Annotated in this window: 28 protein-coding genes; 15 read left to right on the top strand and 13 right to left on the bottom strand. The window is 64.9% G+C overall.

The genetic code is table 11. The annotated features are described in order from the left end of the window. The first annotated feature begins 14 nt into the window (after nucleotides 1-14). The 3 genes from IVB24_RS32905 to IVB24_RS32895 all read left to right on the top strand — a co-directional run bounded on the left by IVB24_RS32905 (nucleotide 15) and on the right by IVB24_RS32895 (nucleotide 2,385). Nucleotides 15-1,661 carry a GMC family oxidoreductase N-terminal domain-containing protein gene (locus IVB24_RS32905; protein WP_247770504.1) on the top strand — a complete coding sequence of 549 codons (1,647 nt, stop codon included), beginning with the start codon at nucleotides 15-17 and terminating at the stop codon, nucleotides 1,659-1,661. 183 nt (nucleotides 1,662-1,844) lie between these two features. Then, nucleotides 1,845-2,105 (top strand): BrnT family toxin, encoded by a 261-nt coding sequence (locus IVB24_RS32900; RefSeq protein WP_094977258.1) that lies wholly within the window; start codon nucleotides 1,845-1,847, stop codon nucleotides 2,103-2,105. Next, on the top strand, nucleotides 2,092-2,385 hold the full coding sequence (locus IVB24_RS32895) for a BrnA antitoxin family protein (RefSeq protein WP_094977259.1): 294 nt from the start codon (nucleotides 2,092-2,094) through the stop codon (nucleotides 2,383-2,385). The genes IVB24_RS32900 and IVB24_RS32895 overlap by 14 nt, the downstream gene beginning before the upstream one ends. 114 nt (nucleotides 2,386-2,499) lie before the next feature. Here IVB24_RS32895 and IVB24_RS32890 read toward each other — a convergent pair whose 3' ends face one another. Both IVB24_RS32890 and IVB24_RS32885 read right to left on the bottom strand, forming a co-directional pair. After that, nucleotides 2,500-3,342: a MoxR family ATPase gene (locus IVB24_RS32890; protein WP_027529387.1), complete on the bottom strand. Its 843-nt coding sequence runs from the start codon at nucleotides 3,340-3,342 to the stop codon at nucleotides 2,500-2,502. 95 nt (nucleotides 3,343-3,437) lie between these two features. Beyond that, nucleotides 3,438-3,683, bottom strand: coding sequence for a GlsB/YeaQ/YmgE family stress response membrane protein (locus IVB24_RS32885; protein WP_018318587.1), 246 nt, complete (start codon nucleotides 3,681-3,683; stop codon nucleotides 3,438-3,440). Between the two features lie 123 nt (nucleotides 3,684-3,806). On the opposite strand from IVB24_RS32885, the gene IVB24_RS32880 reads away from it, so the two are divergent. The 3 genes from IVB24_RS32880 (at nucleotide 3,807) to sseA (ending at nucleotide 6,566) form a co-directional block, all read left to right on the top strand. Then, nucleotides 3,807-4,982, top strand: a complete 1,176-nt coding sequence (locus IVB24_RS32880; RefSeq protein ID WP_247770503.1) for a VWA domain-containing protein — start codon at nucleotides 3,807-3,809, stop codon at nucleotides 4,980-4,982. A 152-nt stretch (nucleotides 4,983-5,134) separates the two neighbouring features. Continuing rightward, a complete protein-coding gene (locus IVB24_RS32875) occupies nucleotides 5,135-5,548 on the top strand; it encodes a rhodanese-like domain-containing protein (protein WP_247770502.1) in 414 nt (137 codons plus the stop codon). Nucleotides 5,549-5,708: 160 nt separating this feature from the next. Continuing rightward, entirely contained in the window at nucleotides 5,709-6,566 is an 858-nt protein-coding gene (gene sseA / locus IVB24_RS32870; protein WP_247770501.1) for a 3-mercaptopyruvate sulfurtransferase, read from the top strand. Between the two features lie 233 nt (nucleotides 6,567-6,799). Here sseA and IVB24_RS32865 read toward each other — a convergent pair whose 3' ends face one another. Then, entirely contained in the window at nucleotides 6,800-7,606 is an 807-nt protein-coding gene (locus tag IVB24_RS32865) for a hypothetical protein (RefSeq protein ID WP_247770500.1), read from the bottom strand. A gap of 321 nt (nucleotides 7,607-7,927) precedes the next feature. Between IVB24_RS32865 and IVB24_RS32860 the strand changes: the two genes are divergently transcribed. Beyond that, the gene (locus IVB24_RS32860; RefSeq protein WP_166477180.1) at nucleotides 7,928-9,136 is read left to right on the top strand and encodes a L,D-transpeptidase; all 1,209 of its coding nucleotides are present in this window, start codon (nucleotides 7,928-7,930) and stop codon (nucleotides 9,134-9,136) included. A gap of 58 nt (nucleotides 9,137-9,194) precedes the next feature. Here IVB24_RS32860 and IVB24_RS32855 read toward each other — a convergent pair whose 3' ends face one another. Then, on the bottom strand, nucleotides 9,195-10,157 hold the full coding sequence (locus IVB24_RS32855; protein WP_247770499.1) for a D-2-hydroxyacid dehydrogenase family protein: 963 nt from the start codon (nucleotides 10,155-10,157) through the stop codon (nucleotides 9,195-9,197). Nucleotides 10,158-10,287: 130 nt separating this feature from the next. Continuing rightward, complete coding sequence (locus IVB24_RS32850) at nucleotides 10,288-10,503, bottom strand: hypothetical protein (RefSeq protein WP_094977266.1); 216 nt, start codon at nucleotides 10,501-10,503, stop codon at nucleotides 10,288-10,290. 232 nt (nucleotides 10,504-10,735) lie between these two features. Between IVB24_RS32850 and ettA the strand changes: the two genes are divergently transcribed. Both ettA and IVB24_RS32840 read left to right on the top strand, forming a co-directional pair. Next, complete coding sequence (ettA, locus tag IVB24_RS32845) at nucleotides 10,736-12,385, top strand: energy-dependent translational throttle protein EttA (protein WP_247770498.1); 1,650 nt, start codon at nucleotides 10,736-10,738, stop codon at nucleotides 12,383-12,385. A 7-nt stretch (nucleotides 12,386-12,392) separates the two neighbouring features. Then, nucleotides 12,393-13,619, top strand: coding sequence for a lytic murein transglycosylase (locus tag IVB24_RS32840; RefSeq protein WP_247770497.1), 1,227 nt, complete (start codon nucleotides 12,393-12,395; stop codon nucleotides 13,617-13,619). Between the two features lie 80 nt (nucleotides 13,620-13,699). Here IVB24_RS32840 and IVB24_RS32835 read toward each other — a convergent pair whose 3' ends face one another. After that, nucleotides 13,700-13,984, bottom strand: coding sequence for a hypothetical protein (locus IVB24_RS32835; RefSeq protein WP_247770496.1), 285 nt, complete (start codon nucleotides 13,982-13,984; stop codon nucleotides 13,700-13,702). A gap of 238 nt (nucleotides 13,985-14,222) precedes the next feature. Beyond that, nucleotides 14,223-14,546: a hypothetical protein gene (locus IVB24_RS32830; protein WP_162308707.1), complete on the bottom strand. Its 324-nt coding sequence runs from the start codon at nucleotides 14,544-14,546 to the stop codon at nucleotides 14,223-14,225. 136 nt (nucleotides 14,547-14,682) lie between these two features. Here IVB24_RS32830 and IVB24_RS32825 point away from each other — a divergent pair, with 136 nt between their 5' ends. The 3 genes from IVB24_RS32825 to bfr all read left to right on the top strand — a co-directional run bounded on the left by IVB24_RS32825 (nucleotide 14,683) and on the right by bfr (nucleotide 16,019). Then, the gene (locus tag IVB24_RS32825; RefSeq protein WP_247770495.1) at nucleotides 14,683-14,964 is read left to right on the top strand and encodes a hypothetical protein; all 282 of its coding nucleotides are present in this window, start codon (nucleotides 14,683-14,685) and stop codon (nucleotides 14,962-14,964) included. A gap of 161 nt (nucleotides 14,965-15,125) precedes the next feature. Continuing rightward, a complete protein-coding gene (locus tag IVB24_RS32820; RefSeq protein WP_094893810.1) occupies nucleotides 15,126-15,398 on the top strand; it encodes a (2Fe-2S)-binding protein in 273 nt (90 codons plus the stop codon). Nucleotides 15,399-15,530: 132 nt separating this feature from the next. Continuing rightward, complete coding sequence (bfr, locus tag IVB24_RS32815; RefSeq protein ID WP_027529403.1) at nucleotides 15,531-16,019, top strand: bacterioferritin; 489 nt, start codon at nucleotides 15,531-15,533, stop codon at nucleotides 16,017-16,019. A 129-nt stretch (nucleotides 16,020-16,148) separates the two neighbouring features. Here bfr and IVB24_RS32810 read toward each other — a convergent pair whose 3' ends face one another. From IVB24_RS32810 to IVB24_RS32795, 4 genes are all read right to left on the bottom strand, one after another. After that, the gene (locus IVB24_RS32810; protein ID WP_247770494.1) at nucleotides 16,149-16,751 is read right to left on the bottom strand and encodes an MSMEG_1061 family FMN-dependent PPOX-type flavoprotein; all 603 of its coding nucleotides are present in this window, start codon (nucleotides 16,749-16,751) and stop codon (nucleotides 16,149-16,151) included. Nucleotides 16,752-16,801: 50 nt separating this feature from the next. Next, complete coding sequence (locus IVB24_RS32805) at nucleotides 16,802-17,215, bottom strand: DoxX family protein (protein ID WP_247770493.1); 414 nt, start codon at nucleotides 17,213-17,215, stop codon at nucleotides 16,802-16,804. A gap of 43 nt (nucleotides 17,216-17,258) precedes the next feature. Next, nucleotides 17,259-17,612, bottom strand: coding sequence for a hypothetical protein (locus IVB24_RS32800; RefSeq protein ID WP_247770492.1), 354 nt, complete (start codon nucleotides 17,610-17,612; stop codon nucleotides 17,259-17,261). Between the two features lie 151 nt (nucleotides 17,613-17,763). Continuing rightward, complete coding sequence (locus tag IVB24_RS32795; RefSeq protein ID WP_247770491.1) at nucleotides 17,764-18,840, bottom strand: alpha/beta fold hydrolase; 1,077 nt, start codon at nucleotides 18,838-18,840, stop codon at nucleotides 17,764-17,766. A gap of 129 nt (nucleotides 18,841-18,969) precedes the next feature. Here IVB24_RS32795 and IVB24_RS32790 point away from each other — a divergent pair, with 129 nt between their 5' ends. Both IVB24_RS32790 and IVB24_RS32785 read left to right on the top strand, forming a co-directional pair. Further along, nucleotides 18,970-19,236, top strand: coding sequence for a DUF2277 domain-containing protein (locus IVB24_RS32790; protein WP_247770490.1), 267 nt, complete (start codon nucleotides 18,970-18,972; stop codon nucleotides 19,234-19,236). 98 nt (nucleotides 19,237-19,334) lie between these two features. Then, nucleotides 19,335-19,556 carry a hypothetical protein gene (locus tag IVB24_RS32785; RefSeq protein WP_094977274.1) on the top strand — a complete coding sequence of 74 codons (222 nt, stop codon included), beginning with the start codon at nucleotides 19,335-19,337 and terminating at the stop codon, nucleotides 19,554-19,556. Between the two features lie 71 nt (nucleotides 19,557-19,627). On the opposite strand, the gene IVB24_RS32780 is transcribed toward IVB24_RS32785, so the two are convergent. After that, nucleotides 19,628-20,206, bottom strand: a complete 579-nt coding sequence (locus IVB24_RS32780) for a collagen-like protein (RefSeq protein WP_247770489.1) — start codon at nucleotides 20,204-20,206, stop codon at nucleotides 19,628-19,630. Nucleotides 20,207-20,362: 156 nt separating this feature from the next. On the opposite strand from IVB24_RS32780, the gene IVB24_RS32775 reads away from it, so the two are divergent. Then, entirely contained in the window at nucleotides 20,363-20,605 is a 243-nt protein-coding gene (locus IVB24_RS32775) for a hypothetical protein (protein WP_094977276.1), read from the top strand. Here IVB24_RS32775 and IVB24_RS32770 read toward each other — a convergent pair. Then, nucleotides 20,602-20,850: a helix-turn-helix domain-containing protein gene (locus IVB24_RS32770; protein WP_094977837.1), complete on the bottom strand. Its 249-nt coding sequence runs from the start codon at nucleotides 20,848-20,850 to the stop codon at nucleotides 20,602-20,604. The two genes, IVB24_RS32775 and IVB24_RS32770, sit on opposite strands and share 4 nt — an antisense overlap. Nucleotides 20,851-21,029 lie beyond the last annotated feature (179 nt).

The following is a 21,029-nucleotide window of genomic DNA, read 5'->3' as shown; positions in this document are numbered from 1 at the left end:
GCGGCCGAGGCATCATGGACAGATTTGATTATGTGATCATCGGCGCGGGCTCTGCCGGATGCGTGCTCACCAGCCGGCTGAGTGAAGATCCGAACACCAGCGTCTGCGTGCTCGAAGCCGGCCCGTCCGACTGGCATCCCTACATCCATCTGCCGGCGGGGTTCATCAAGACCTTCCACATGAAGAGCATCAACTGGGCCTATCAGCAGGAGCCGGGTCCCTGGACCGGCGGGCGCAGCATCTACGCGCCGCGCGGCAAGACGCTCGGCGGCTCCTCCTCGATCAACGGCCACATCTACAACCGCGGCCAGCGGATGGATTTCGACACCTGGGCGCAGATGGGCAATCGCGGCTGGGGCTATGCCGACGTGCTGCCCTACTTCCGGCGGCTGGAGAAGCGCGTCGGCGAGGGCGACGACACGTTCCGCGGCCGCGACGGCAAGCTCACCGTCACCACCATGGACTGGCGCGATCCGCTCTGCGAAGCCTTCATGGAAGGCGCGGTGTCGCTCGGCATTCCCCGCAATCCTGACTACAACGGCGCCATACAAGAGGGCGTCTCCTACTGCCAGCGCACCATCGACAAGGGCCTGCGCGTCTCCGGCTCGACCGCGTTCCTCAAGCCCGCGATGAAGCGGCCGAACGTGCATGTGCACACGCATGCGCATGCCACCGAGATCATCTTCGAAGGCAAGCGCGCCGTCGGCGTGCGCTACACCAAGGGTGGCCGCGGCGGCACGCCGGTGGAAGTGCGGGCCAACAAGGAAGTGATCCTGTCCGGCGGCACCTATAATTCGCCGCAGCTGCTGCAGCTCTCCGGCATCGGCTCGCCGGATCTGTTGAACGCCCATGGCATCAACGTGCGTCACGCGCTGCCGGTCGGTGAGGGCCTGCAGGACCATTACGCCCCGCGCACGGTGGCGCGGGTCAAGGACATCAAGACCATCAACGAGCTTCGCCGCGGCGTCTCGCTGTGGATCGAGGCGCTGAAATGGGCGACCGCGCGCCGCGGCCTGCTCTCGCTGTCGCCGACCATGGTCTATTGCTTCTGGCACTCCGGCGAGAGCGCGGACTCTTCCGATCTGCAGCTCACCTTCACGCCGGCGTCCTACAAGGAAGGCGTGCAGGGCCAGCTCGAGGACGAGCCCGGCATGACCGTCGCGTCCTGGCAGCAGCGCCCCGAGAGCCGCGGCTATGTCCGCATCCGCTCCAACGATCCCTTTGCGCCGCCGATCATCCAGACCAACTATCTCGACGCCGAGCTCGATCGCCGCGTCATCGTTGGCGGCATGAAGCTGGCGCGCAGGCTGCTGAAGTCCGCGCCGCTGTCGCCCTATTACGCCTATGAGGATTTCCCGGGCCCGAACATCAACACCGACGACGAATTCCTCGCGGCAGCCACCGAGCGCGGCACCACCACTTTCCACCCCGGCTGCACCTGCCGCATGGGCCCGGCGGATTCGAGCTGGGCGGTCGTCGACGACCAGCTCCGCGTCCACGGGTTAGAGGGATTGCGCGTGATCGACGCTTCGGTGATGCCGCGCATGATCTCGGCGAACCTCAACGCCTCCACCATGACGATCGCGGATCGCGCGTCGGACCTCATCCGCGGCAAGCAGCCGATGGAAGCGGCGCGGATTCCGGACGCGGCGGTGGCGTGAGCTTTCGTAGGGTGGGTTAGCTGCGCGACTGCGCGAAGCGCAGGCCGCGCGGCGTAACCCACCACTTCTGTTAACGCCGAGACAGAAGAGGCGGGTTACGCTGACGCAAACCTACCCAACTGCTTCTTTATTTGTAGCTACAGAAAGTTGACGGCCAGCTAAATTGTAGCTACATTAAAGACAATGAAAATCGTCTGGGATGAACCGAAGCGGCTCGCCAACCTCGACAAGCACGAGCTGGATTTTGCCGATCTCAACGAGACGTTCTTCGATAACGCACTGGTCATTCCGTCGCACAACAAGAGCAAACGCTGGGTTGCGATCGGCGTGAGCATCCGTGGTGTCATTGTTGTCGTGTTCGCCCGGCTGGGACGCGAAGGCGTCAGCATCATCAGCATGCGACCGGCAAGCCGCAGCGAAAGGAAACTCTATGCCGAACGCTAAAAAGAAGTCGGGTTACACCAAGAGAGACCTGCGTGCGGTCAGCGACACTCCGGAGCTGACAAGGGCCGATTTCGCCAAGGCGCGGCCTTTCTCTGAAGTCTTCCCTGATCTCAGCGCAGCCATCCGCAAGGGCCGAGGTCCGAACAAGGCGCCGACAAAGACGCTCGTCTCCCTGCGCCTCAGCCCAGAGGTGGTCGAGCATTTCAAATCGACCGGACCGGGCTGGCAGTCGCGGATCGACGAAACCTTGCGCAAGGCGGTGAAGCGCAAGGCGTCGTGATGGATGTTAAGAACGAGAAGAGCAGACTGTCAGATGCCTTGAAGCAGAATTCTGAACAGAAAATGGGCTGTTGCCGCACTGTCTGTTACTGACGATCCGCGGGTCGTAGAAGCCTCACACTTCCCGTCGGCTCAAAAACGCCAGCCGCTCGAATAGATGCACGTCCTGCTCGTTCTTGAGCAGCGCGCCGTGCAGCGGCGGGATCAGTTTGCGCGGGTCGCGCTCGCGCAGTTGCTCGACGCTCATGTCCTCGTTGAGCAGCAGCTTGAGCCAGTCCAGAAGCTCCGAGGTCGAGGGCTTCTTCTTCAGCCCGGGCACTTCACGCACCTCGAAGAAGATGCGCAAGGCTTCTTCCACCAGACGCTTCTTGATGCCGGGGAAGTGGACGTCGACGATGCGGCCCATCGTGTCGGCGTCGGGAAACTTGATGTAGTGGAAGAAGCAGCGGCGGAGAAAAGCGTCCGGCAGCTCCTTCTCGTTGTTGGAGGTGATCATCATGATCGGGCGCTGCTTCGCCTTGATCGTCTCGCCGGTCTCGTAGACATGGAATTCCATGCGGTCGAGCTCGAGCAGCAGATCGTTCGGGAATTCGATGTCGGCCTTGTCGATCTCGTCGATCAGGAGCACCGGGCGCTGCTCGGCCGCGAAGGCGTCCCACAGCTTGCCGCGCTTGATGTAGTTCTTGATGTCGGACACGCGCGCATCGCCGAGCTGGCTGTCGCGCAGGCGCGACACCGCGTCGTATTCGTAGAGGCCCTGCTGCGCCTTGGTGGTGGACTTGATGTGCCAGGTCAGCAGCGGCGCATTCAACGCCTTCGCCACTTCCTCGGCCAGCACCGTCTTGCCGGTGCCGGGCTCGCCCTTGATGAGCAGCGGGCGCTCCAGCACGATCGAGGCATTGACGGCGACCTTGAGATCGTCGGTCGCAACATAGTCCTTGGTGCCGGTAAATTTCATTGCGTGTCCTTGGGTAATCGTCGGCGCGAGGTGCGGCCCCGGTCGCGACAAGGGAACGGCCGCTCGCGGCGGCCGTTCCTGGTTCGGTCAGGCTTTCAGACCCGTTTTATCAGCGAAAGGATGACGAGCACAATCACCGCGCCGATGGTGGCGTCCACGATGGCGCCGACCGTGCCCGTTGCCAGCTGGATGTGCAGCTGGGGCAACACCCAGCTTGCGACCAGCGCGCCGATGATGCCGACGACGATGTTGCCGATCAGTCCAAATCCCGCCCCGTGGACAATCTTGCCCGCAAGCCAGCCTGCGATCGCGCCGATGATGAGTGCTGCGACAATTCCCATTGCAAAATTCCCCAAAACAACCCCGTGAGAGCCCCAATTCTAGAGCAAAAAGCGTCCCGGTCCAGCGCTCCGCGGCGGTCTCCGCCCCTTGACGTTCGTCCCCCGACGGGCAATCTGTCACCCATGTTCCTGCAATTCTTCACTTCTCTGCGCGATGCGCAGGTCCCCGTGACGCTGCGCGAATACCTCACGCTGATGGAGGCGCTCGACACTGACCTGTCGGACTATTCGGTCGAGAATTTCTACTATCTGTCGCGCACCTCGCTGGTGAAGGACGAGCGCAACCTCGACAAGTTCGACCGCGTCTTCGGCACGGTGTTCAAGGGGCTGGAAAACCTGCTCGACGCCATGGAGAAGGCGGAGATCCCCGAGGAGTGGCTGAAGAAGCTCGCCGAGAAATACCTCAGCGAGGAAGAGAAGAAGCAGATCGAGGCCATGGGCTGGGACAAGCTCATGGAAACCCTGAAGAAGCGCCTCGAGGAGCAGAGGGGGCGGCACCAGGGCGGCTCGAAGTGGATCGGCACCGCCGGCACCTCGCCGTTCGGCGCCCACGGCTACAATCCCGAGGGCGTCCGCATCGGCCAGGAGAAGAACCGCAACAACCGCGCCGTGAAGGTGTGGGACAAGCGCGAGTTCAAGGACCTCGACGGCAATGTCGAGCTCGGCATCCGCAACATCAAGGTGGCGCTGCGCCGACTGCGCAAATTCGCGCGCACCGGTGCCCCCGATGAACTCGATCTCGACACCACCATCCGCGAGACCGCCAATCACGGCTATCTCGACGTCCACATGCGCCCCGAGCGGCGCAATGCGGTGAAGCTGCTCGTATTCTTCGACATCGGCGGCTCCATGGACATGCATATCGAGCAGGTCGAGGAGCTGTTCTCGGCGGCGAAGAGCGAGTTCAAGCACATGGAGTATTTCTACTTCCACAATTGCCTCTATGAAGGCGTGTGGAAGCAGAACAAGCGCCGCTTCACCGACCGCACCCCGACCTGGGACGTGCTGCACAAATATCCGCACGACTACAAGATCGTGTTCGTCGGCGACGCCTCGATGTCGCCTTACGAGATCATGGTGCCCGGCGGTTCGGTCGAGCACGTCAACGAGGAGCCGGGCTCGGTCTGGCTCGACCGCATCATCCGCACCTATCCGCATGCGGTGTGGCTGAACCCGGTCGCCCAGAAGCACTGGGACTATTCGGAATCCACCACCATCATCAAACGCATCTTCGCGAACCGGATGTATCCGATCACGATTGAAGGGCTTGAAGGTGCGATGAAGGAATTGACGCACTAGCTCATCGTCGTCATTCCGGGGCTCGCGCAGCGAGAACCCGGAATCCATCGGGCGGCAGTGTCAGTGGAGAAATGGATTCTCAGGTGCGCAATTGCGCACCTTAGCTCGCGCTGCGCATCGCCCCGGAATGACGAAAGAGAAAGGAAGACCCAATGCCCCAAAACATCACCCGCGGCATCAAGGCGCTGATCGACGAGGCCAATGCCGAGATCGAGACGCTCAACGCCAAGGACGCCATCGAGATCTCCAGAAACGGCGACGTCGTCATCGTCGACATCCGCGACCCCCGCGAGATCGAGCGCGACGGCCGCATCCCCGGCGCGTTCGCCTGCACCCGCGGCATGCTGGAATTCTGGATCGATCCGCAGAGCCCCTATGCCAAGCCGGTGTTCCAAGAGGACAAGAAGTTCGTGTTCCACTGCGCCGGTGGCCTGCGCTCTGCGCTCGCCGCCAAGACCGCGCAGGACATGGGCCTCAAGCCCGTCGCCCACATCGCCGGCGGCTACGCCGCCTGGCGCGATGCCGGCGGGCCGACGGAGAAGTGGGAGCCGAAGAAGAAGGGGTGAGGGCCTCGCTCTCTCCACTCGTCATTCCGGGGCGCGCGAAGCGCGAGCTACGGTGCGCAATTGAGCACCTGAGAATCCATTCATCCACCGACGCCGCCGCACGATGAATTCCGGGCTCGCCCTCCGGGCGCCCCGGAATGACCACAAGGAAAGACCTCGCATGACCACCGCCACCGATCCCCTCGTCTCCACCGAATGGCTCGCCGCCCATATCAACGACGCCAACGTCAAGGTCCTCGACGCCAGCTTCAAGCTGCCGGGCGTGCTGCCGCTGCCGAAGGACGACTATCTCGCCGCGCACCTGCCGGGCGCCGCGTTCTTCGACGTCGATGCGGTGTCGGACCATTCCAACCCGCTGCCGCACATGTATCCGAGCGCAGAGCAGTTCGGCCGTGACATCGGCAATCTCGGCATCTCCAACGCCGACACCGTCGTGCTCTACGATGCCGGCGGCTGGGTCGCAGCGCCGCGCGCGTGGTGGATGTTCCTGGCCTTCGGCCATAACAACGTGCGCATCCTCAACGGCGGCTTTAAGAAGTGGCGCGCCGAAGGGCGAGTGGTCGAGGCCGGCGAGGTGAGGCCGAAACCCGCGAGCTTCAAGGCGAGCTACGATCCGAAGCGCGTGCGCAGCATGCAACAGCTGATCGCGAACGTCGAAAGCCGTGCCGAGCAGGTGATCGATGCCCGCGCCGCCGACCGCTTCGAGGGCCGCGCACCCGAGCCGCGGGCGGGCATTCGCTCCGGCCACATCCCCGGCGCCCGCAACGTGCCCTACAATCAGCTGTTCGACGCCGCGACCGGCGAGATGAAGCCGCTCGAGGATCTGCGTGCTGCCTTCACCAGCGCCGGCGTCAAGCTCGATGCGCCGATCGTGACGAGCTGCGGCTCGGGCGTGTCGGCCGGCGTGCTGACGCTCGCACTGTATCGCCTGGGGATCGCCGACACCGCGCTCTATGACGGCTCCTGGTCGGAATGGGGCCGGGAGGGCGGCCCAGCCATCGCGACCGGGGCGGCGTGAGCCCACGATGATGGTGCGCTTCCTCGCGCTCTGCACGCCTTGAGCGCACGCCTCGTCCTTCGAGACGACCGCTTCGCGGTCTCCTCAGGATGAGGCTAAGCAGCATCGGTGCTCGTTGAAACCAGTGCCGCGCGCTCGGCCCTCATCCTGAGGGCCCGCCAACGGCGGGCGTCTCGGAGGATGGCCACAAGCGACATCGCTTCCCGCAAGCGGGGAGAGGTGAAGAAGGCGCGTCACCGCCTGCGCGTGGTCGTCGTCGCGAAGGTCTGCGGCTGGCCGAACGGATCGAGCTGCTGCTGCAACTGCTGAGGGGGCGGACGTCGCACCACGCGATGCCGCTTCTTGGCCTTCGCCTTGCTCTTGGTCGCCTTGTCGTCGGCCTTGCTATCGGGCTTGCTCTCAGCCTTGGCCTTCGCCGGCGCATCCTTCACGGCCGTCGTCGCCGGCTCGTTCAGAGCGGCCAGCTTGGCCGAGGCGACGTCGAGTGCGGAGGAGGCCAGCGCCGCACTGTCAGCCGGCGCCGGCTCGCCGGCGGTCACGGCAGGCTCGGGCGCGGGGATCGACGCCGTGGTGTCGGCTGGGGTGAGCGTATCGGCGGGTGCCGGCGCAGCGGCCTCCGTCACCGTCTCGGAGCTGGCCGGTTCGGCGACCGTGACGTCGGCCGGAGGTGTGGCAGCCGGAGACTGAGTCTCGGTCGTCAGCGCGGCGATCTGCTCGGGCTCGCTTCCGGGCAGTCCAATGGTCGGCACCTGGTCGCGCAGTGACGGCTCGGGCTCGGCCGCTTCCGGCTCCGCTCGCAAAACCGCTAACACCGGCTGGGCGGGCTCGGGAGCCTGCGCGAACATCTGCTCCTGCGGGCCGTTCCGCCAGGAGGGGTTGCTGACATACTGCTCGTGGCTTGCCCGCAGCAGTGCGGCGGCGCCCAGGCCGAACACCAGGATGGAGGTTGAGAGCAGGATCGCGGCAAACAGGAAGCGAAAGCCGGGAAGCATCGAAGGATTGCAAATTTCCGCCCCGGCGGCGAAGTAGCCAGGGCTCATGAGCCATCTGAACGCGGTGACGGTACTGCTTGCCGCGTTCGCCGCGCGGGAATCGGGAGCTAAAATGGGCGGCGAATCAGGCTGATTCGAACATACCGCAACGATTCCGAGCCGTTCCCTTAAATTCGGAGGCGAAGACTGCGGCAATTGACGCCATGAGCTGATTTCCGCCCCGTGATGCAACGGGGCAACGGTAGTCTTGCGGATCACAAATCGGCAAGTCCCGCGCAAATAAGCCTGATATGTCTTGAATGTGCCGCTATCTTCGGCCATCTGGCCGGTAACGGTCCTGACGGGCCCGGGGACACTGCAAGAGCGATGATGATCAAACATTTTCTGACGATATGCGCTGCCGCAACAGTCGCTGCGGCGGGAACCTCGCTCGCACAGGCTCAGAGCTATCCGGTCCAGCAGGCACCGAGCTACGGCGCCCCGGCCGAATACCGGCCCGGCGATCGTGCGCCGAATTTCGATGCGCTGGAAGATGACGACGACGCGATGCCGCAGGCCTCGCTGCCGCCGCCCGGCCCGGCCGACGATCCGCGCTATGGCCGCCCGGTCGGCGCTCCCCCGATCTACTCGGCCGCGCCGTCGCAGGGTCCGGTGATGTCGCCGGATGACCCGCGTTATGGCCGTCCGGCTGGCGCTCCGCCGGTCTATTCGGCCGCGCCGCCGCAGGGTCCCGTGATGTCGCCCGACGATCCCCGCTACGGCCGCCCCGCCGGTCCGCCGCCGGTGATCTATGCCAATCGTCCGGGCCAACAGGGACAGGCCCCTGCTGATGACGGCTTGCGTCCGCCGGAGGCCGTGGCTGGTCCCGCCGCGACCGGAACGGTCCAGGCCGGGCAGCCGCCGGTTGGTGCCGATGGCCGGCCGATTACGGTCGCTTCGTTGCCGCCCGAGGAGCAGCCCGACGCTGCGCCGGCACAGCTGCCGCCGAACCTGCGCCGCCAGGAGGTCTCGTTCCAGACCAAGGAGCCCGCCGGCACCCTCGTGGTCGATACGCCCAACACCTATCTCTATTACGTGCTCGGAGGCGGCCGTGCGATCCGCTACGGCGTCCGCGTCGGCCGCGACGGCTTCACCTGGACCGGCGTGCAAAAGATCACCCGCAAGGCCGAGTGGCCGGACTGGCATCCGCCGACCGAGATGATCGAGCGCCAGCCCTATCTGCCGCGCTTCATGGCCGGCGGCCCCGGCAATCCGCTCGGCGCCCGCGCGATGTATCTCGGCTCGACCGTCTACCGCATTCACGGCACCAACCAGCCCTCGACCATCGGCAAGTTCGTCTCGTCCGGCTGCATCGGCATGCTGAACGAGGACGTCTCGGACCTGTTCGATCGCGTCAAGGTCGGCACCCGCGTGGTGGTGCTGCCCGGTGGTCCGCCGCCGGGAACGGCGACCGCCTCCGCTGCGCCGGCGCCGGGCGCAGCTCCCGGTCCCGCTCCGATGGCCGCGCAGGCCGGCCCGGTCCCGGGCACGCAGCCGACCGTGGTGCCGCCGCTGCCCGCGCCGGTCACCGTGCGCTAAGCTTCGACCGACAATTCAGGATTGCGAAGGGCGTGCCACCGGCGCGCCCTTCGTCGATTCAGGCCAGCTTGCGCGGCAACTCGCCGCCCCCTGTGAAGGCGTCGATGGCCTCGACCATCTGGCCGTAATGGATGCGCAGTCCGTCCTCGGTGGCGTAGCCGAGATGCGGCGTCAGCACGAGGTTGTCGAGCTTGCGGAAGGGATGGTCGACCGGCAGCGGCTCGACTGCGAACACATCGATGCCGGCGCCCGCGATCCTGCGCTGCTGCAACGCTTCCAGCAGCGCCTGCTCGTCCACGATCGGCCCGCGCGCGGTGTTGACGAGAAAGGCCGTCGGCTTCATCCGCGCCAGATCGGCAGCGCCGACCAGCCCGCGCGAGCGCTCGCTCAGCACCACATGGATGGTGACGATGTCGGACTTGGCGAACAGCTCCTCCTTGGTGGCATATCCGACGCCGACGCCTGCGCATTTCTCCGGCGTGAGGTTCGGGCTCCAGGCGATCACGTTCATGCCGAACGCCTTGGCGATCCCGGCCATCCTGCTGCCGAGCTTGCCGAGCCCGACGATGCCGAGCGTCATGCCCTCGATCTCGACGCCGGCGAAGGTCTGCCAGGGCTCGCCGGCATGCATGCGCGCGTTCTCGCGGCCGATGCCGCGGGTCAGCTCCAGGATCAGGCCCATGGTGAGCGGCGCCGTGGGATCGCGCGAATATTGCGTGCCTGCAACAGTGACGCCGCGCGCCTTCGCGGCTTCCATGTCGATCGCGGCGTTGCGCATCCCTGACGTGAGCAGCAGCTTCAGCTTCGGCAGGCTCTCGAACAGGCTCTTCGGGAATGCCGTCCGCTCACGCATCGCGCAGATGATGTCGAAATCGGCCAGCGCGCTGGCCGCGGCCTGCTCGGAGGCGAAGGGATGGCTGAACACGGTGACGTCGAGGCGGTCGGACAGCTTCTGCCAGTCAGCGACGTCGAGCGCGAGGTTGAAATAGTCGTCGAGAATTGCACAGCGCAGCCGGCTCATCGGTGGTCATCCATGGCAAGAGGGAACGGCGCTGGGCGGGCGCCATCGTCGAAACCAGGCCATGGTTGCGCGCAATCAGGACGGCGCGCAAGCCGCTCGCGCCTTCAAAACTCCGATAGCAGGAGATGGTTCAGAGGTCGCGGGGCTTCAGGCGGAACGGCGCGTTCATGCCGTGCTTGGCGCGCCAGGCGGGGCCGGGGCCGCGCATGTAGTGCAGTTCGGGCCGATAGGGATTGAAGGCGGTGGCGAAGAAGCGCTTGAAGAACCCCTTGATCTCCGAGCCGAGCGCAGAGGAGCTGCCGGCTTCGGCCGGAACAGGGAGTGAATGGGTGTCGATCAGAGCCATGACGCTGTCTCGCTGTGCTCCCGCTTGTTCTGAGCGGGTGGCGCTGTTGCCGCGCGAGACCGAGCATTCGGCCTGATTGATTAAAAGATGGTTTCAATTGTCCGGATCTGGTCCGGATGGTGTCCGTTCCGTATTCATCCGTGGTGAACGGACGGAAAACATTGCCCTTTGGGGGCGGGATCGCTACATCGGCGGCAGCAAATCTCCTCAAATTGAAGGTGTCACGGGACCCATGGCGCGCCAGTTCATCTATTTCATGCAGGGCCTGACCAAGAGCTACCCGACCCGCAAGGTGCTCGATAACATCCACCTGTCGTTCTACCCGGACGCCAAGATCGGCGTGCTCGGCGTCAACGGCTCGGGCAAGTCGACGCTGCTCAAGATCATGGCTGGCCTCGACAAGGAGTATAACGGCGAGGCCTGGGTCGCCCAAGGCGCCCGGGTCGGCTATCTCGAGCAGGAGCCGCATCTCGATCCGGCACTCAACGCGCGCGAGAACGTCATGCTGGGCGTCACCAAGCAGAAGGCCATCCTCGATCGCTACAACGAGCTGGCGATGAACTATTCCGAGGAAACCGCCGACGAGATGACCAAGCTGCAGGACGAGATCGAGGCCCAGGGCCTCTGGGATCTCGACAGCAAGGTCGACCAGGCCATGGACGCGCTGCGCTGCCCGCCCGACGATGCCGACGTCACGAAACTCTCCGGCGGCGAGCGCCGCCGCGTCGCGCTGTGCAAGCTGCTGCTCGACCAGCCAGAGCTGTTGCTGCTCGACGAACCGACCAACCATCTCGATGCGGAATCCGTGTCGTGGCTGGAAGGCCACTTACGCAACTATCCCGGCGCGATCCTGATCGTCACCCACGATCGCTACTTCCTCGACAACGTCACGAGCTGGATTCTCGAGCTCGACCGCGGCAAGGGCATTCCCTACGAAGGCAACTATTCGTCCTGGCTAGTGCAGAAGCAGAAGCGGCTGGAGCAGGAGGGCCGCGAGGACGCCGCGCACCAGAAGACGCTCGCGCGCGAGCAGGAATGGGTTGCCTCGTCGCCGAAGGCACGCCAGGCCAAGTCCAAGGCGCGCTACCAGCGCTACGAGGATCTGCTCAAGCAGGCGAGCGAGAAGCAGACCCAGACCGCGCAGATCATCATTCCCGTCGCCGAGCGGCTCGGCGCCAACGTGGTCGACTTCGAAGGTCTCAGCAAAGGTTTTGGCGATCGCCTCCTGATCGACAATCTCACCTTCAAGCTGCCACCCGGCGGCATCGTCGGCGTGATCGGACCGAACGGCGCCGGCAAGACCACGCTGTTCAAGATGATTACCAAGCAGGAGCAGCCGGATTCAGGCACCATCACGGTCGGCGAGACCGTCCATCTCGGCTATGTCGACCAGTCGCGCGACGCGCTCGATGGCAACAAGAACGTGTGGGAAGAGATTTCCGGCGGCAACGAGCTGATCCTGCTCGGCAAGAAGGAAGTGAACTCGCGCGGCTATTGCTCGGCGTTCAATTTCAAGGGCGCCGACCAGCAGAAGAAGGTCGGCGCGCTCTCGGGCGGTGAACGCAACCGCGTTCATCTCGCCAAGATGCTGAAGTCGGGTTCGAACGTTCTGCTGCTCGACGAACCGACCAACGACCTCGACGTCGACACGCTGCGCGCGCTCGAAGAGGCGCTGGAGGATTTCGCCGGCTGCGCCGTCATCATCAGCCATGACCGCTGGTTCCTCGACCGTATCGCGACCCACATCCTGGCCTTCGAGGGCGACAGCCATGTCGAATGGTTCGAGGGCAACTTCCAGGACTACGAGAAGGACAAGATGCGCCGGCTCGGCCAGGACAGCGTCATTCCGCACCGCGTGAAGTACAAGAAGCTGACGCGGTGACGGCGGCATGATGCGGCGGGCGCTCATCGCTGCGGTGATCGTGGTCACCTGCGGCTGGTCGTCCGCCCGTGCGGCCGATGCCGCCTTCACGCAGTTCATCGCCTCGCTCTGGCCTGAGGCGCAGGCTGAAGGCGTCTCGCGCAGGACGTTCGACGAACAGACGCGCGGGCTCGAGCCGGATTTCAAGCTGCCCGATTTGATCCTGCCCGGCCGCCCCGCGCTAGGTGCGCCGTCGCAGGCCGAGTTTGTTCAAGTGCCCGCCGACTACGTCAAGGAAGCCTCGATCGCGCGGCTTGCCGGCGAGGGGCAGCGGCTGCTGCAGAAATATCGCGCCGCGCTGGGCGAGATCGAGAACAAGTCCGGCGTGCCCGCGACCGTGATGCTCGCGATCTGGGGCCGCGAGACCGATTACGGCCGCTACACGCTGCCTTACGATTTGGTCCGCGTGCTGGCGACGCAGGCCTATGTCGGGCGCCGCAAGGATCAATACCGCACCGAGTTCATCCTCGCGCTGAAGATCCTCAGTGAGGGCGTGGTGACGCGCAAGGACATGCGCTCGTCCTGGGCGGGTGCCACAGGGCTCACGCAGTTCCTGCCATCCGAATATTACAAGCACGGTGTCGATTTCGATCGTGATGGCCGCATCGACATCTGGCATTCGGTGCCGGATGCGCTGGCGTCGGCCGCGCAGCAGCTCGTCAACAAGGGCTGGCAGAGCGGCGTGCGCTGGGCCTACGAGGTGCAGGCGCCGGCCAAGGTCGATTGCACCGCCGGCGTGCCCGAGGTGACGAAGCCGATCGGACAGTGGCTGCGCGAAGGTTTCGTGCCGGTGCGCGGCCAGAAGCTGAGCGCCGCCGAACAGGCGCAGCCGGCCTCGCTGCTGCAGCCGGAAGGCATCTACGGCCCGTCATTCCTGACCACGAAGAACTACTTCGTCATCAAGGAATACAATTTCTCCGACCTCTATGTGCTGTTCGTCGGGCACCTGGCCGACCGCATGACGAGCCCGCTGCCGTTTGCAACGCCATGGGCGGCCTCGAAACAGCTGCGCACGAAGGACGTCGAGACGATGCAGCGCGAGCTTACGCGCGCCGGGCTCTACAAGGACAAGGTCGACGGCAAGGCCGGCATGCAGACGCGCGCCGCGCTCGGCGCCTATCAGAAGTCGGCGGGCCTCAAGGTCGACTGCTGGCCGAGCGAAGAGGTGCTGCGCGCGATCCAGGCGGCGCGATAGCGCGGGAGCAAAGAAAAAGCCCGGCCGAGATGCTCGGCCGGGCTTCGATCGCGGCGCTCACGAGCGCCGGTGCGATCAGATCAGTAGCAGACGCGAACCGGGCGAACGACCCAGCCGTAACCGTCCCAATAACGCTGACGCTGCCAGTAGCAGGGCGGGGGCGGCGGGCCGGGCTCGGCGACGTAAACGGGGCCGCCATAGGCGGGCCGGCTCGACGCGATGGCGCCGCCGACGATGGCGCCGCCGATCAGGCCGGCAGCGAGACCTGCGCCGATACCGTCATGCGCCTTCGCGGACGGAGTGGCGGACACCAGCGAACCGGCGACCGTCGCGACCGTGAGGGCGGCAACTAAAGTCTTCTTCATGCTCTTGGCTCTCCTGGGAGATGGGTTCCTCTTGTTAGAGGCGCCCGGGTTTCAAAGGTTCACACACACGCTGGTGGAATTGGCCGTGCAGCTAGGAAGCGCGCAATTGGTCAACCCACGGTAAACGCACACGGAGCTGTGACGAGAAAAAGCGGTCTTTTTCAGGCCCGGAGATGAACGGCGCATCCGCCGTGAACCGGTCGGCCGAAGCGGTCGCGATGGACCGGTTCAGGTCGCCTCAGCCGCAGACTCTGACGCGGCGGACGCGCCAGGCATAGCCGTCCCAGAAGCGCTGCTTCTGCCAGACGCAGCCGCCGCCGTAATAGCCGTCGGCGACATAGCCCGGGCCCGGCGCGTAGTAGCGGGGCGGGTAATAGCCGGGCTCGTAATAGCCGGGGCCGGGTCCGTAATAATACGGAGAGGCCAGCGCGCCGCCGACAATGGCGCCGCCGATGATGCCGGCCGCCACGCCCGCCGCGACGCCACGCTGGGCATGGGCGGGTGTTCCGGCAGCAACGGCCAGGGAGGCGACGGCGGCGACCGTCAGGAGCAACTTCTTCATGGGCCGGACCTTTCGTACGAGCACGCGGGAACCTTTGGGGCAGAGTTCCATACTTCGTTTGAATGATCAATGAACGGCACCTTCGTGGCGGGCGACCAATCGATATGGACCGCAGGCTCGGGCCGCGGAGACGACAATGGGCAACGCGATGGTCAATGCATTGATTGCTGCCGGGGTCGTGTCCGCGATCGGCTACGGCCTGATCACCCATCTCCAGAATCGCGGCCAGCGGCGCTCCCGCGCGGGAGCGGGCGGCGATGGCAGCAGCAGCGGCGACACCTCATCGGGCAGCAATGACGGCTTCTCGCTGGGAAGCTGGTTTTCCAGTGACAGTTCGGGCAGCTCGACTGACGGCGGCAGCTGTTCCAGCAGCGATAGTGGCGGTGGTGGCGGCGATTCCGGAGGCGGCGGCGATTAGATCCGCTCCAATCTTGACCCAGCGCAATGCTGAAATTTAGAGCCGTTCTAGGCTGTTTCCGGGCCAGTTTGGAATAGCTTCAAATACCGCTTTTTCCTTTTGCATCCGGCCGGCCCGTTAAATATCGATGATGGCGCATCACCGAAGGGCCCGCCGCTTCCATGATCGTTTGTTCCTGTAACGTGCTGAGCGATGACGACATCCGCGCCGCCGTCGCCGAGTCCGACGACGCCGTGCGCCATGCCAAGCAGGTCTATGGATGCCTCGGCTGCAGCGCCGAATGCGGTCGCTGCGCGCGGACGATCAAGACCATCATCGACGAAGCCCTCGGCCCCTGCGCCCAGTCCTGTTGCTCGGGCTGCCCGCATAACCACACCGTAGCCGCCAACGACGAGGCGGCCGAGCCCGCCCAGTTCGCCCTCGCGGCCTGCTGATTCTTACGCCAGCCATGGCTGAGCTTTCCCCCGGCTGCGTCCGTGTAGCCAGTTGCCCTCATTCGTAAACTGACTTAGAAGCGTTCTAAATTCGGTCAGGGCCGATTTGGACTGCAAGAGCTGGAGTGAACCATGCAGGGCGACGCAAAAGTCATCGACTATCTCAACAAGTCACTGCGTCACGAACTGACTGCGATCAACCAGTACTGGCTGCACTACCGCTTCCTCGACAATTGGGGCCTCCTCGACATGGCCAAGGTCTGGCGCAAGGAGTCCATCGAGGAGATGGAGCACGCCGACAAGCTCACCGCGCGCATCCTGTTCCTCGACGGCTTCCCGAACATGCAGGTGCTGGATCCCCTGCGCATCGGCCAGAACGTCAAGGAGATCATCGAGTGCGACCTCGCCGCCGAGATGAGCGCGCGTGCGCTGTACCAGGAAGCGGCGACCTACTGCCACGGCGTCAAGGACTACGTCACGCGTGACCTGTTCGAGAAGCTGATGAGCGACGAGGAGCACCACATCGACTTCCTCGAGACCCAGCTCGACCTGATCGGCCGCATCGGCCTTGAGCTCTACACCCAGAAGCACGTCGGCGGGCTCGAGGGCGAGGGGCACTGAGCTCCGGCCCACTCCCTCCATTCGTCATGGCCGGGCTTGACCCGGCCATCTACGTGTTGCCGCACAACGAAGACGTGGATGCCCGGGACAAGCCCGGGCATGACGTTCGTGCGCGGGACCACGCACCACCTACAACTGCGTTTTGTAGATCTCTTCCACGGCCTCCTGGCTCGCGGGCTCGCCGAGGCCGGTCTGCTCGTGAACGACAGTGACGATGCTGGGCATGACCGAGCGCTGCACTTTCTCGGGCGACCATAACTTCGAGCGCATCAGCGCCTTGCCGCAGTGGAAATAGACCTCGCTGACGGCGACGTTGAGCACCGCGCGCGGCGGCTTGCCGAATTCGACCATTGCGGCGAGCAGATCCGGATCGGCCGACAGCGTGCCGCGTCCGCCGACACGTAGCGTCTCGTCAATCCCGGGCACGAAGAACAACAGATGCACGAAGCCCGAGCCTTCGACAACGTTGCGAAAGCTGTCGATCCGGTTGTTGCCGGAGCGGTCCGGCATCAGCAACTGGTTGGGACCGGCGACGTGGACGAAGCCAATGCCGCCGCCGCGTGGCGAGGCATCGACGCTACCGTCCGCGCCCGATGTCGCGAGCACGCAGAACGGCGACATTTCGATGAACTTCTTCGCGTGCGCATCGATCGCGGGCCGCGCTTTCGCGATCACGCGCGGGCTCGGTTCGGCATAGATGGTGGCGAGGTCTTCGGGGCAAAGCTGAGTCACGAAGGTCTCCTTGATTGACGTGCCGAGACTATCATTCTCCGGCCGCCCCGCTATCCCCTTTGTCGCCGCCACGGCCATGCGATCACGTCGGCGCAGTAGAGTGCCCACCAGATCAGCACGGGCTGAAGCACCAGGCGCGGTCCATGGTAAAGCCAGCTGTTGGGGATGGGCGGAACGTCGATACCCTCCAGTGCGTGCTTGATGTTGGCCGGCCAAACGCAAAGCGCATAGAGCGCGAGCGCCACGCCTGCCCACCAGCGCAGCGGCGTCGTCAGCAATGCGATCGAGCCCGCAATCTCACAAATGCCGGTGACGAGAATGACCTCTATCGGGAACGGAACCCAGGTCGGCGCGATCGCGAGAAACTTGTCAGGGACGGCCAGATGCGCAAACCCGGCAGCGATGTAGAGCGCGGCAAGAGCGAAGCGCATCACCGCGCGCCTGCGGTCGGGTTCGGACGCCATCCCTCAAACTAGCACGCGCGGAACGAAGGCGCCATCGTGCGCGCTAGACTGCGTCCGCCGGCACGAAGCAGCTGATGATGATGGCGCCACGGTGGTGGACGTACCACACGACGGCCTGGCCAACGGGATTGCCGCGATCGCGGATGATGGCGCGTTCGGGAACCTCCATCCATTGCCCATCGATCGGCACCCAATAGGCGCCGCCGCGCACATCGTAGTCGGTGCCATGACCGTCGGAGACGTCGCAGCAGGGTACACCGTTCGGCGCGATCACGCTCTTGAACCATGCGCGGATGTCGGGCGGGACGTGATCATATTGTCCGTTGTCGAACGCGAACGCGGCGCCGGTCAGCGCCGTCGTTGCGGACAGCCAGACGCACAGTGCGAGCCTGCGCATGGGATACTCCTCGTCGCGTGTCTTGCCGATCGCGCGCGATTGACCCGCGCGTCGACTCGCATCGCTGGCTCCGATTAAGCCCGAGCCATCAGAGCATTGCATGCTCAAAAAATATGCGGCGTGGGTGCTTCGCACATGATGCGATGCAAAATCAGCGGCGTGCCGATTCGATCGTTCGCTGCGGCGTGATCTCCAGCAATTGCCGGACCTGCTCGCTGTAGAATTTCGCATTGCCGGTGGTGCCGTGGCCGCGCGTCTCGGCACTCGCCGGGATCAAATAGAGGCGGCCGTTCTTGACCCGCTTCATGGCTGCGTCCGTGACGCCGGTCTCGGGCGGGTTGCGCTCGTCGTCGGCGGAATTGATCAGCAGCAGCGATGCTTCGATGGCTTCGAGCTTCTCGCCGGCATTGTAGTCGTGCGAGGATTCCCACTGGTAGACGAAGTCGTTGGCGTCCGCCGTGATCGGCGTCGCCAGCCGGTCATCGACGATCTTGTCGGCCTTGGCCGCGGTCGGCGCCTGCGATTGATAGGCCAGCGTGCCGCCGATGCTGGCGATGCCATAGGCGGTGGCCGCGTATTTCATCATGCGCGGCTGGCTGGTGTAATTGCCGCCATTGTAGTCGGGATCGTTGCGGATGGTGTCGAGCATGATCCGCCGCATCATCCAGTTGCGCGAGGCCATCTCGGTCGGCTGCGAGGCCATCGGGACCAGCGCGTCCATCGCGCTCGGATATTTTTCGCCCCACAGCCAGGTGTGCATGCCGCCCATCGAATTGCCGATCACGAGCCGCAGATGCTTGACGCCGAGGCCTTCCGTCACCAGGCGATACTGCGCCTCGACCATGTCGTCGTAATCGTATTTCGGGAAACCCGTCTTCATCCCGTCAGAGGGCTTCGACGATTTGCCGTGGCCGATGCCATCAGGAAGGATGATGTAATATTTGGCGGCATCGAGCGGTTGTCCCGGACCGAACATCTCGCCACCGAATGTCGGCCCCAGCATGCCGGTGCCGGAGCCGCCGGTGCCATGCAGCACCAGCACCGGTTGGCCCGAGGGCTCGCCGACCGTGGTGTAATGCAGCTTCAGCTCCGGCATGGTCTCGCCGGTGTGGAACTTGAAGTCCCTGGCGATCCAGTCGCCTTGCCTGGGTGCCGGATAATCGGCGGCGAAAACCGGCGTCGAAAAGGTCAGGACGACAGCTGACAATGCGGCGTAGCAAGCCTTCATGTTTCTCTCCCCAGTGCGGCTCATGGTCGGCGGCCGCGTTGCGGCGGAACTTAGCAGAACTGCGCGGATGGATGTAGGATTTCGGCTCCGTCGATCGTCTTCAAGGAAACATCCGGAAGAGGCCCCTGCATGTGCCGCAACATCAAGACGCTGTTCAACTTCGAGCCGCCGGCGACGGAGGACGAGATCCACGCCAGCGCGCTCCAGTTCGTGCGAAAGCTGTCCGGCTTCAACAGGCCGTCGCAGGCCAACGAGGCGGCGTTCGAGCGCGCAGTGGCCGAGGTCTCGCAGGTCGCGCGACATCTCCTGACCTCGCTGCACACCCATGCGCCGGCGCGCGACCGCGAGGTCGAGGCGGAAAGGGCCAGGGAGCGCTCGCGGTTGCGATTTGGCTAGAGGGCTGCGGCTTCACGTTCCGTGATCTGGCTCACGGAATGAGGCGCCACGCGCTGCAATGATGTCTGCCGGGGTTTTTGACAGCCCGGAGCAGGACCATGAGCCGCCCCCTTCTTCCCTTGAAAGCAGGCGCCATCGTCTTCACGCTGCTATGGACCGCGTGGATGATGTGGTGGAGCGGCTCGTTCTCGAGCGCGAACGTGGTGATCCTGGCCTTGTGCGGCGCAGCGGTCGGCTATCTCTGGTATCGCGCCATGCGCTGGCAGTTCGAGCGCATGGGCATGCTGCCGCACAAGGACGATTCCACCAACAGGTCTTGATGCTCCAGCGTGTCCCGGACGTGTTGCCGCGCGTCGGCGCTGCGCTGCGTCCGGGGCACGGGGGAAAACCACTAATCCTTGTGGCCGTGTTTCTTCTTTTTCTTCTTCTTCCTGTGCTCGTCGCCTTCGGCGTCGTCGCTCTCGTCGTCGACCATGTCCTCGTCGGTCTCCCGCACCGCGGCTTCCAGCGCGGCGCGCTCGGCGGCCTCCAGTGCCTCGCGTTCGGCGGCGTCGCGCTCGCGCTGGCGGCGGCGCTCGTCCCAGGCGTCGAACAGCTGCTCGAGCCACGGCAGCACCTGTTCGATCGAGGGCAATTGACCGGCCGGCCCCGCCTCGCCGCGCGGGCCTTGTGGTCCCGCCGGCCCCTGCGGTCCGGCAGGTCCTTGTGCTCCGGCAGGTCCCTGCGCGCCGGCGGCCCCGCGCGGACCGACCTCGCCCTGCTTGCCTTGCGGACCGGGCTTGCCCTGAGGACCGGGCTTGCCCTGAGGTCCCGCCTTTCCGATCGGCCCCGGCTTGCCCTGCGGCCCCGGCTTGCCGCGCGCGCCATCGGGTCCGCGGCGGCCCGGATGCCCCTGCGGTCCCGGCCGTCCCGGCTCGCCCTGCCGTCCGCGCGGCCCCTGAGATCCCTGCCGTTTCTGTTCGTCTGCCACGCCGCTGCTCCCTTGTCCGGAAGCAAGCTACTTAGCGACGTTTGACGACAGCAGCAATTCCGCCCGGACAGCTCGCCACGCTTGATCAACATCAATCGGCGGCATGCGCCGCCGTGTCATCGATCGTACGGCCACAACTCCTGTCAGGAGCGACCGATGCGCGCGGCGTGGAAGATCTTCTGGCTGTTCGCCGTCGTCCTTGCAGCAGCGCTTGGCCTCGCTCACCAGCTGGTGCCCGACGTCGTGCCGGTCGCATTCGCCGAGGAGCCGCAGCCGTCATGGGCTGTCATGACGGCTTTCTTCCTCCGCGCCATCGAGATGATCGCCGCCTTCGTCGCGATGATCGCGCTTGCGATCATCACCGGCGGACTGATTCAGCGGCGCATTCTCGGACGCTAGTCCTGATAGGCGGGCACGTCGATCCCGGACGCCGCGTAGATCCTGATCTTGTTGCGCAGCGTGCGCACCGACAGGCCGAGCACGCGCGAGGCGCGGGTGCGGTTGCCGTCGCAGCGCGCGAGCGTCTGGAGCACGAGCTCGCGCTCGACCTCGTCGACGGTGGCGCCGATCAGAAGCGGCACGATCTGGTGAGGGGCAAGGAATTGTGCGCCCGGTTCGGACGCAGCGACATGAACAGTGGTCATCGACATACTCCCCGATCAACGCCCGCTGCCATCGTTGGAAGCGGATCGAGAACAAACGACCCCCAAGCCGTAGATCTACGGTGGGCGGGTTTGGTTAACGAAAGGTTAATCGCGGACGATCGCACCAGATGACCTCGGGAAAGCCGCGAAGCCGCCGCGATTGGCGGCGGCTCAGTGAT

This window comes from Bradyrhizobium sp. 192, assembly GCF_023100965.1.
Lineage (GTDB): Bacteria > Pseudomonadota > Alphaproteobacteria > Rhizobiales > Xanthobacteraceae > Bradyrhizobium > Bradyrhizobium symbiodeficiens.
The sequence above is the reverse complement of the archived record's forward strand: the minus strand, read 5'-3'. Positions and strand labels throughout refer to the sequence as shown.

Bases quoted from the DNA above. Each gene is read 5' to 3' on its own strand.
- IVB24_RS32865 (WP_247770500.1), bottom strand. From the start codon at position 7,606: ATGAGCCCTGGCTACTTCGCCGCCGGGGCGGAAATTTGCAATCCTTCG.
- IVB24_RS32805 (WP_247770493.1), bottom strand. From the start codon at position 17,215: ATGGCGTCCGAACCCGACCGCAGGCGCGCGGTGATGCGCTTCGCTCTT.
- IVB24_RS32800 (WP_247770492.1), bottom strand. From the start codon at position 17,612: ATGCGCAGGCTCGCACTGTGCGTCTGGCTGTCCGCAACGACGGCGCTG.
- IVB24_RS32875 (WP_247770502.1), top strand. From the start codon at position 5,135: ATGCCCCAAAACATCACCCGCGGCATCAAGGCGCTGATCGACGAGGCC.
- sseA (WP_247770501.1), top strand. From the start codon at position 5,709: ATGACCACCGCCACCGATCCCCTCGTCTCCACCGAATGGCTCGCCGCC.
- IVB24_RS32895 (WP_094977259.1), top strand. From the start codon at position 2,092: ATGCCGAACGCTAAAAAGAAGTCGGGTTACACCAAGAGAGACCTGCGT.
- IVB24_RS32905 (WP_247770504.1), top strand. From the start codon at position 15: ATGGACAGATTTGATTATGTGATCATCGGCGCGGGCTCTGCCGGATGC.
- IVB24_RS32820 (WP_094893810.1), top strand. From the start codon at position 15,126: ATGATCGTTTGTTCCTGTAACGTGCTGAGCGATGACGACATCCGCGCC.
- IVB24_RS32795 (WP_247770491.1), bottom strand. From the start codon at position 18,840: ATGAAGGCTTGCTACGCCGCATTGTCAGCTGTCGTCCTGACCTTTTCG.
- IVB24_RS32770 (WP_094977837.1), bottom strand. From the start codon at position 20,850: ATGACCACTGTTCATGTCGCTGCGTCCGAACCGGGCGCACAATTCCTT.
- IVB24_RS32825 (WP_247770495.1), top strand. From the start codon at position 14,683: ATGGGCAACGCGATGGTCAATGCATTGATTGCTGCCGGGGTCGTGTCC.
- IVB24_RS32855 (WP_247770499.1), bottom strand. From the start codon at position 10,157: ATGAGCCGGCTGCGCTGTGCAATTCTCGACGACTATTTCAACCTCGCG.
- IVB24_RS32835 (WP_247770496.1), bottom strand. From the start codon at position 13,984: ATGAAGAAGACTTTAGTTGCCGCCCTCACGGTCGCGACGGTCGCCGGT.
- IVB24_RS32790 (WP_247770490.1), top strand. From the start codon at position 18,970: ATGTGCCGCAACATCAAGACGCTGTTCAACTTCGAGCCGCCGGCGACG.
- bfr (WP_027529403.1), top strand. From the start codon at position 15,531: ATGCAGGGCGACGCAAAAGTCATCGACTATCTCAACAAGTCACTGCGT.
- IVB24_RS32880 (WP_247770503.1), top strand. From the start codon at position 3,807: ATGTTCCTGCAATTCTTCACTTCTCTGCGCGATGCGCAGGTCCCCGTG.
- IVB24_RS32785 (WP_094977274.1), top strand. From the start codon at position 19,335: ATGAGCCGCCCCCTTCTTCCCTTGAAAGCAGGCGCCATCGTCTTCACG.
- IVB24_RS32775 (WP_094977276.1), top strand. From the start codon at position 20,363: ATGCGCGCGGCGTGGAAGATCTTCTGGCTGTTCGCCGTCGTCCTTGCA.
- IVB24_RS32830 (WP_162308707.1), bottom strand. From the start codon at position 14,546: ATGAAGAAGTTGCTCCTGACGGTCGCCGCCGTCGCCTCCCTGGCCGTT.
- IVB24_RS32900 (WP_094977258.1), top strand. From the start codon at position 1,845: ATGAAAATCGTCTGGGATGAACCGAAGCGGCTCGCCAACCTCGACAAG.
- IVB24_RS32850 (WP_094977266.1), bottom strand. From the start codon at position 10,503: ATGGCTCTGATCGACACCCATTCACTCCCTGTTCCGGCCGAAGCCGGC.
- ettA (WP_247770498.1), top strand. From the start codon at position 10,736: ATGGCGCGCCAGTTCATCTATTTCATGCAGGGCCTGACCAAGAGCTAC.
- IVB24_RS32840 (WP_247770497.1), top strand. From the start codon at position 12,393: ATGATGCGGCGGGCGCTCATCGCTGCGGTGATCGTGGTCACCTGCGGC.
- IVB24_RS32890 (WP_027529387.1), bottom strand. From the start codon at position 3,342: ATGAAATTTACCGGCACCAAGGACTATGTTGCGACCGACGATCTCAAG.
- IVB24_RS32860 (WP_166477180.1), top strand. From the start codon at position 7,928: ATGATCAAACATTTTCTGACGATATGCGCTGCCGCAACAGTCGCTGCG.
- IVB24_RS32885 (WP_018318587.1), bottom strand. From the start codon at position 3,683: ATGGGAATTGTCGCAGCACTCATCATCGGCGCGATCGCAGGCTGGCTT.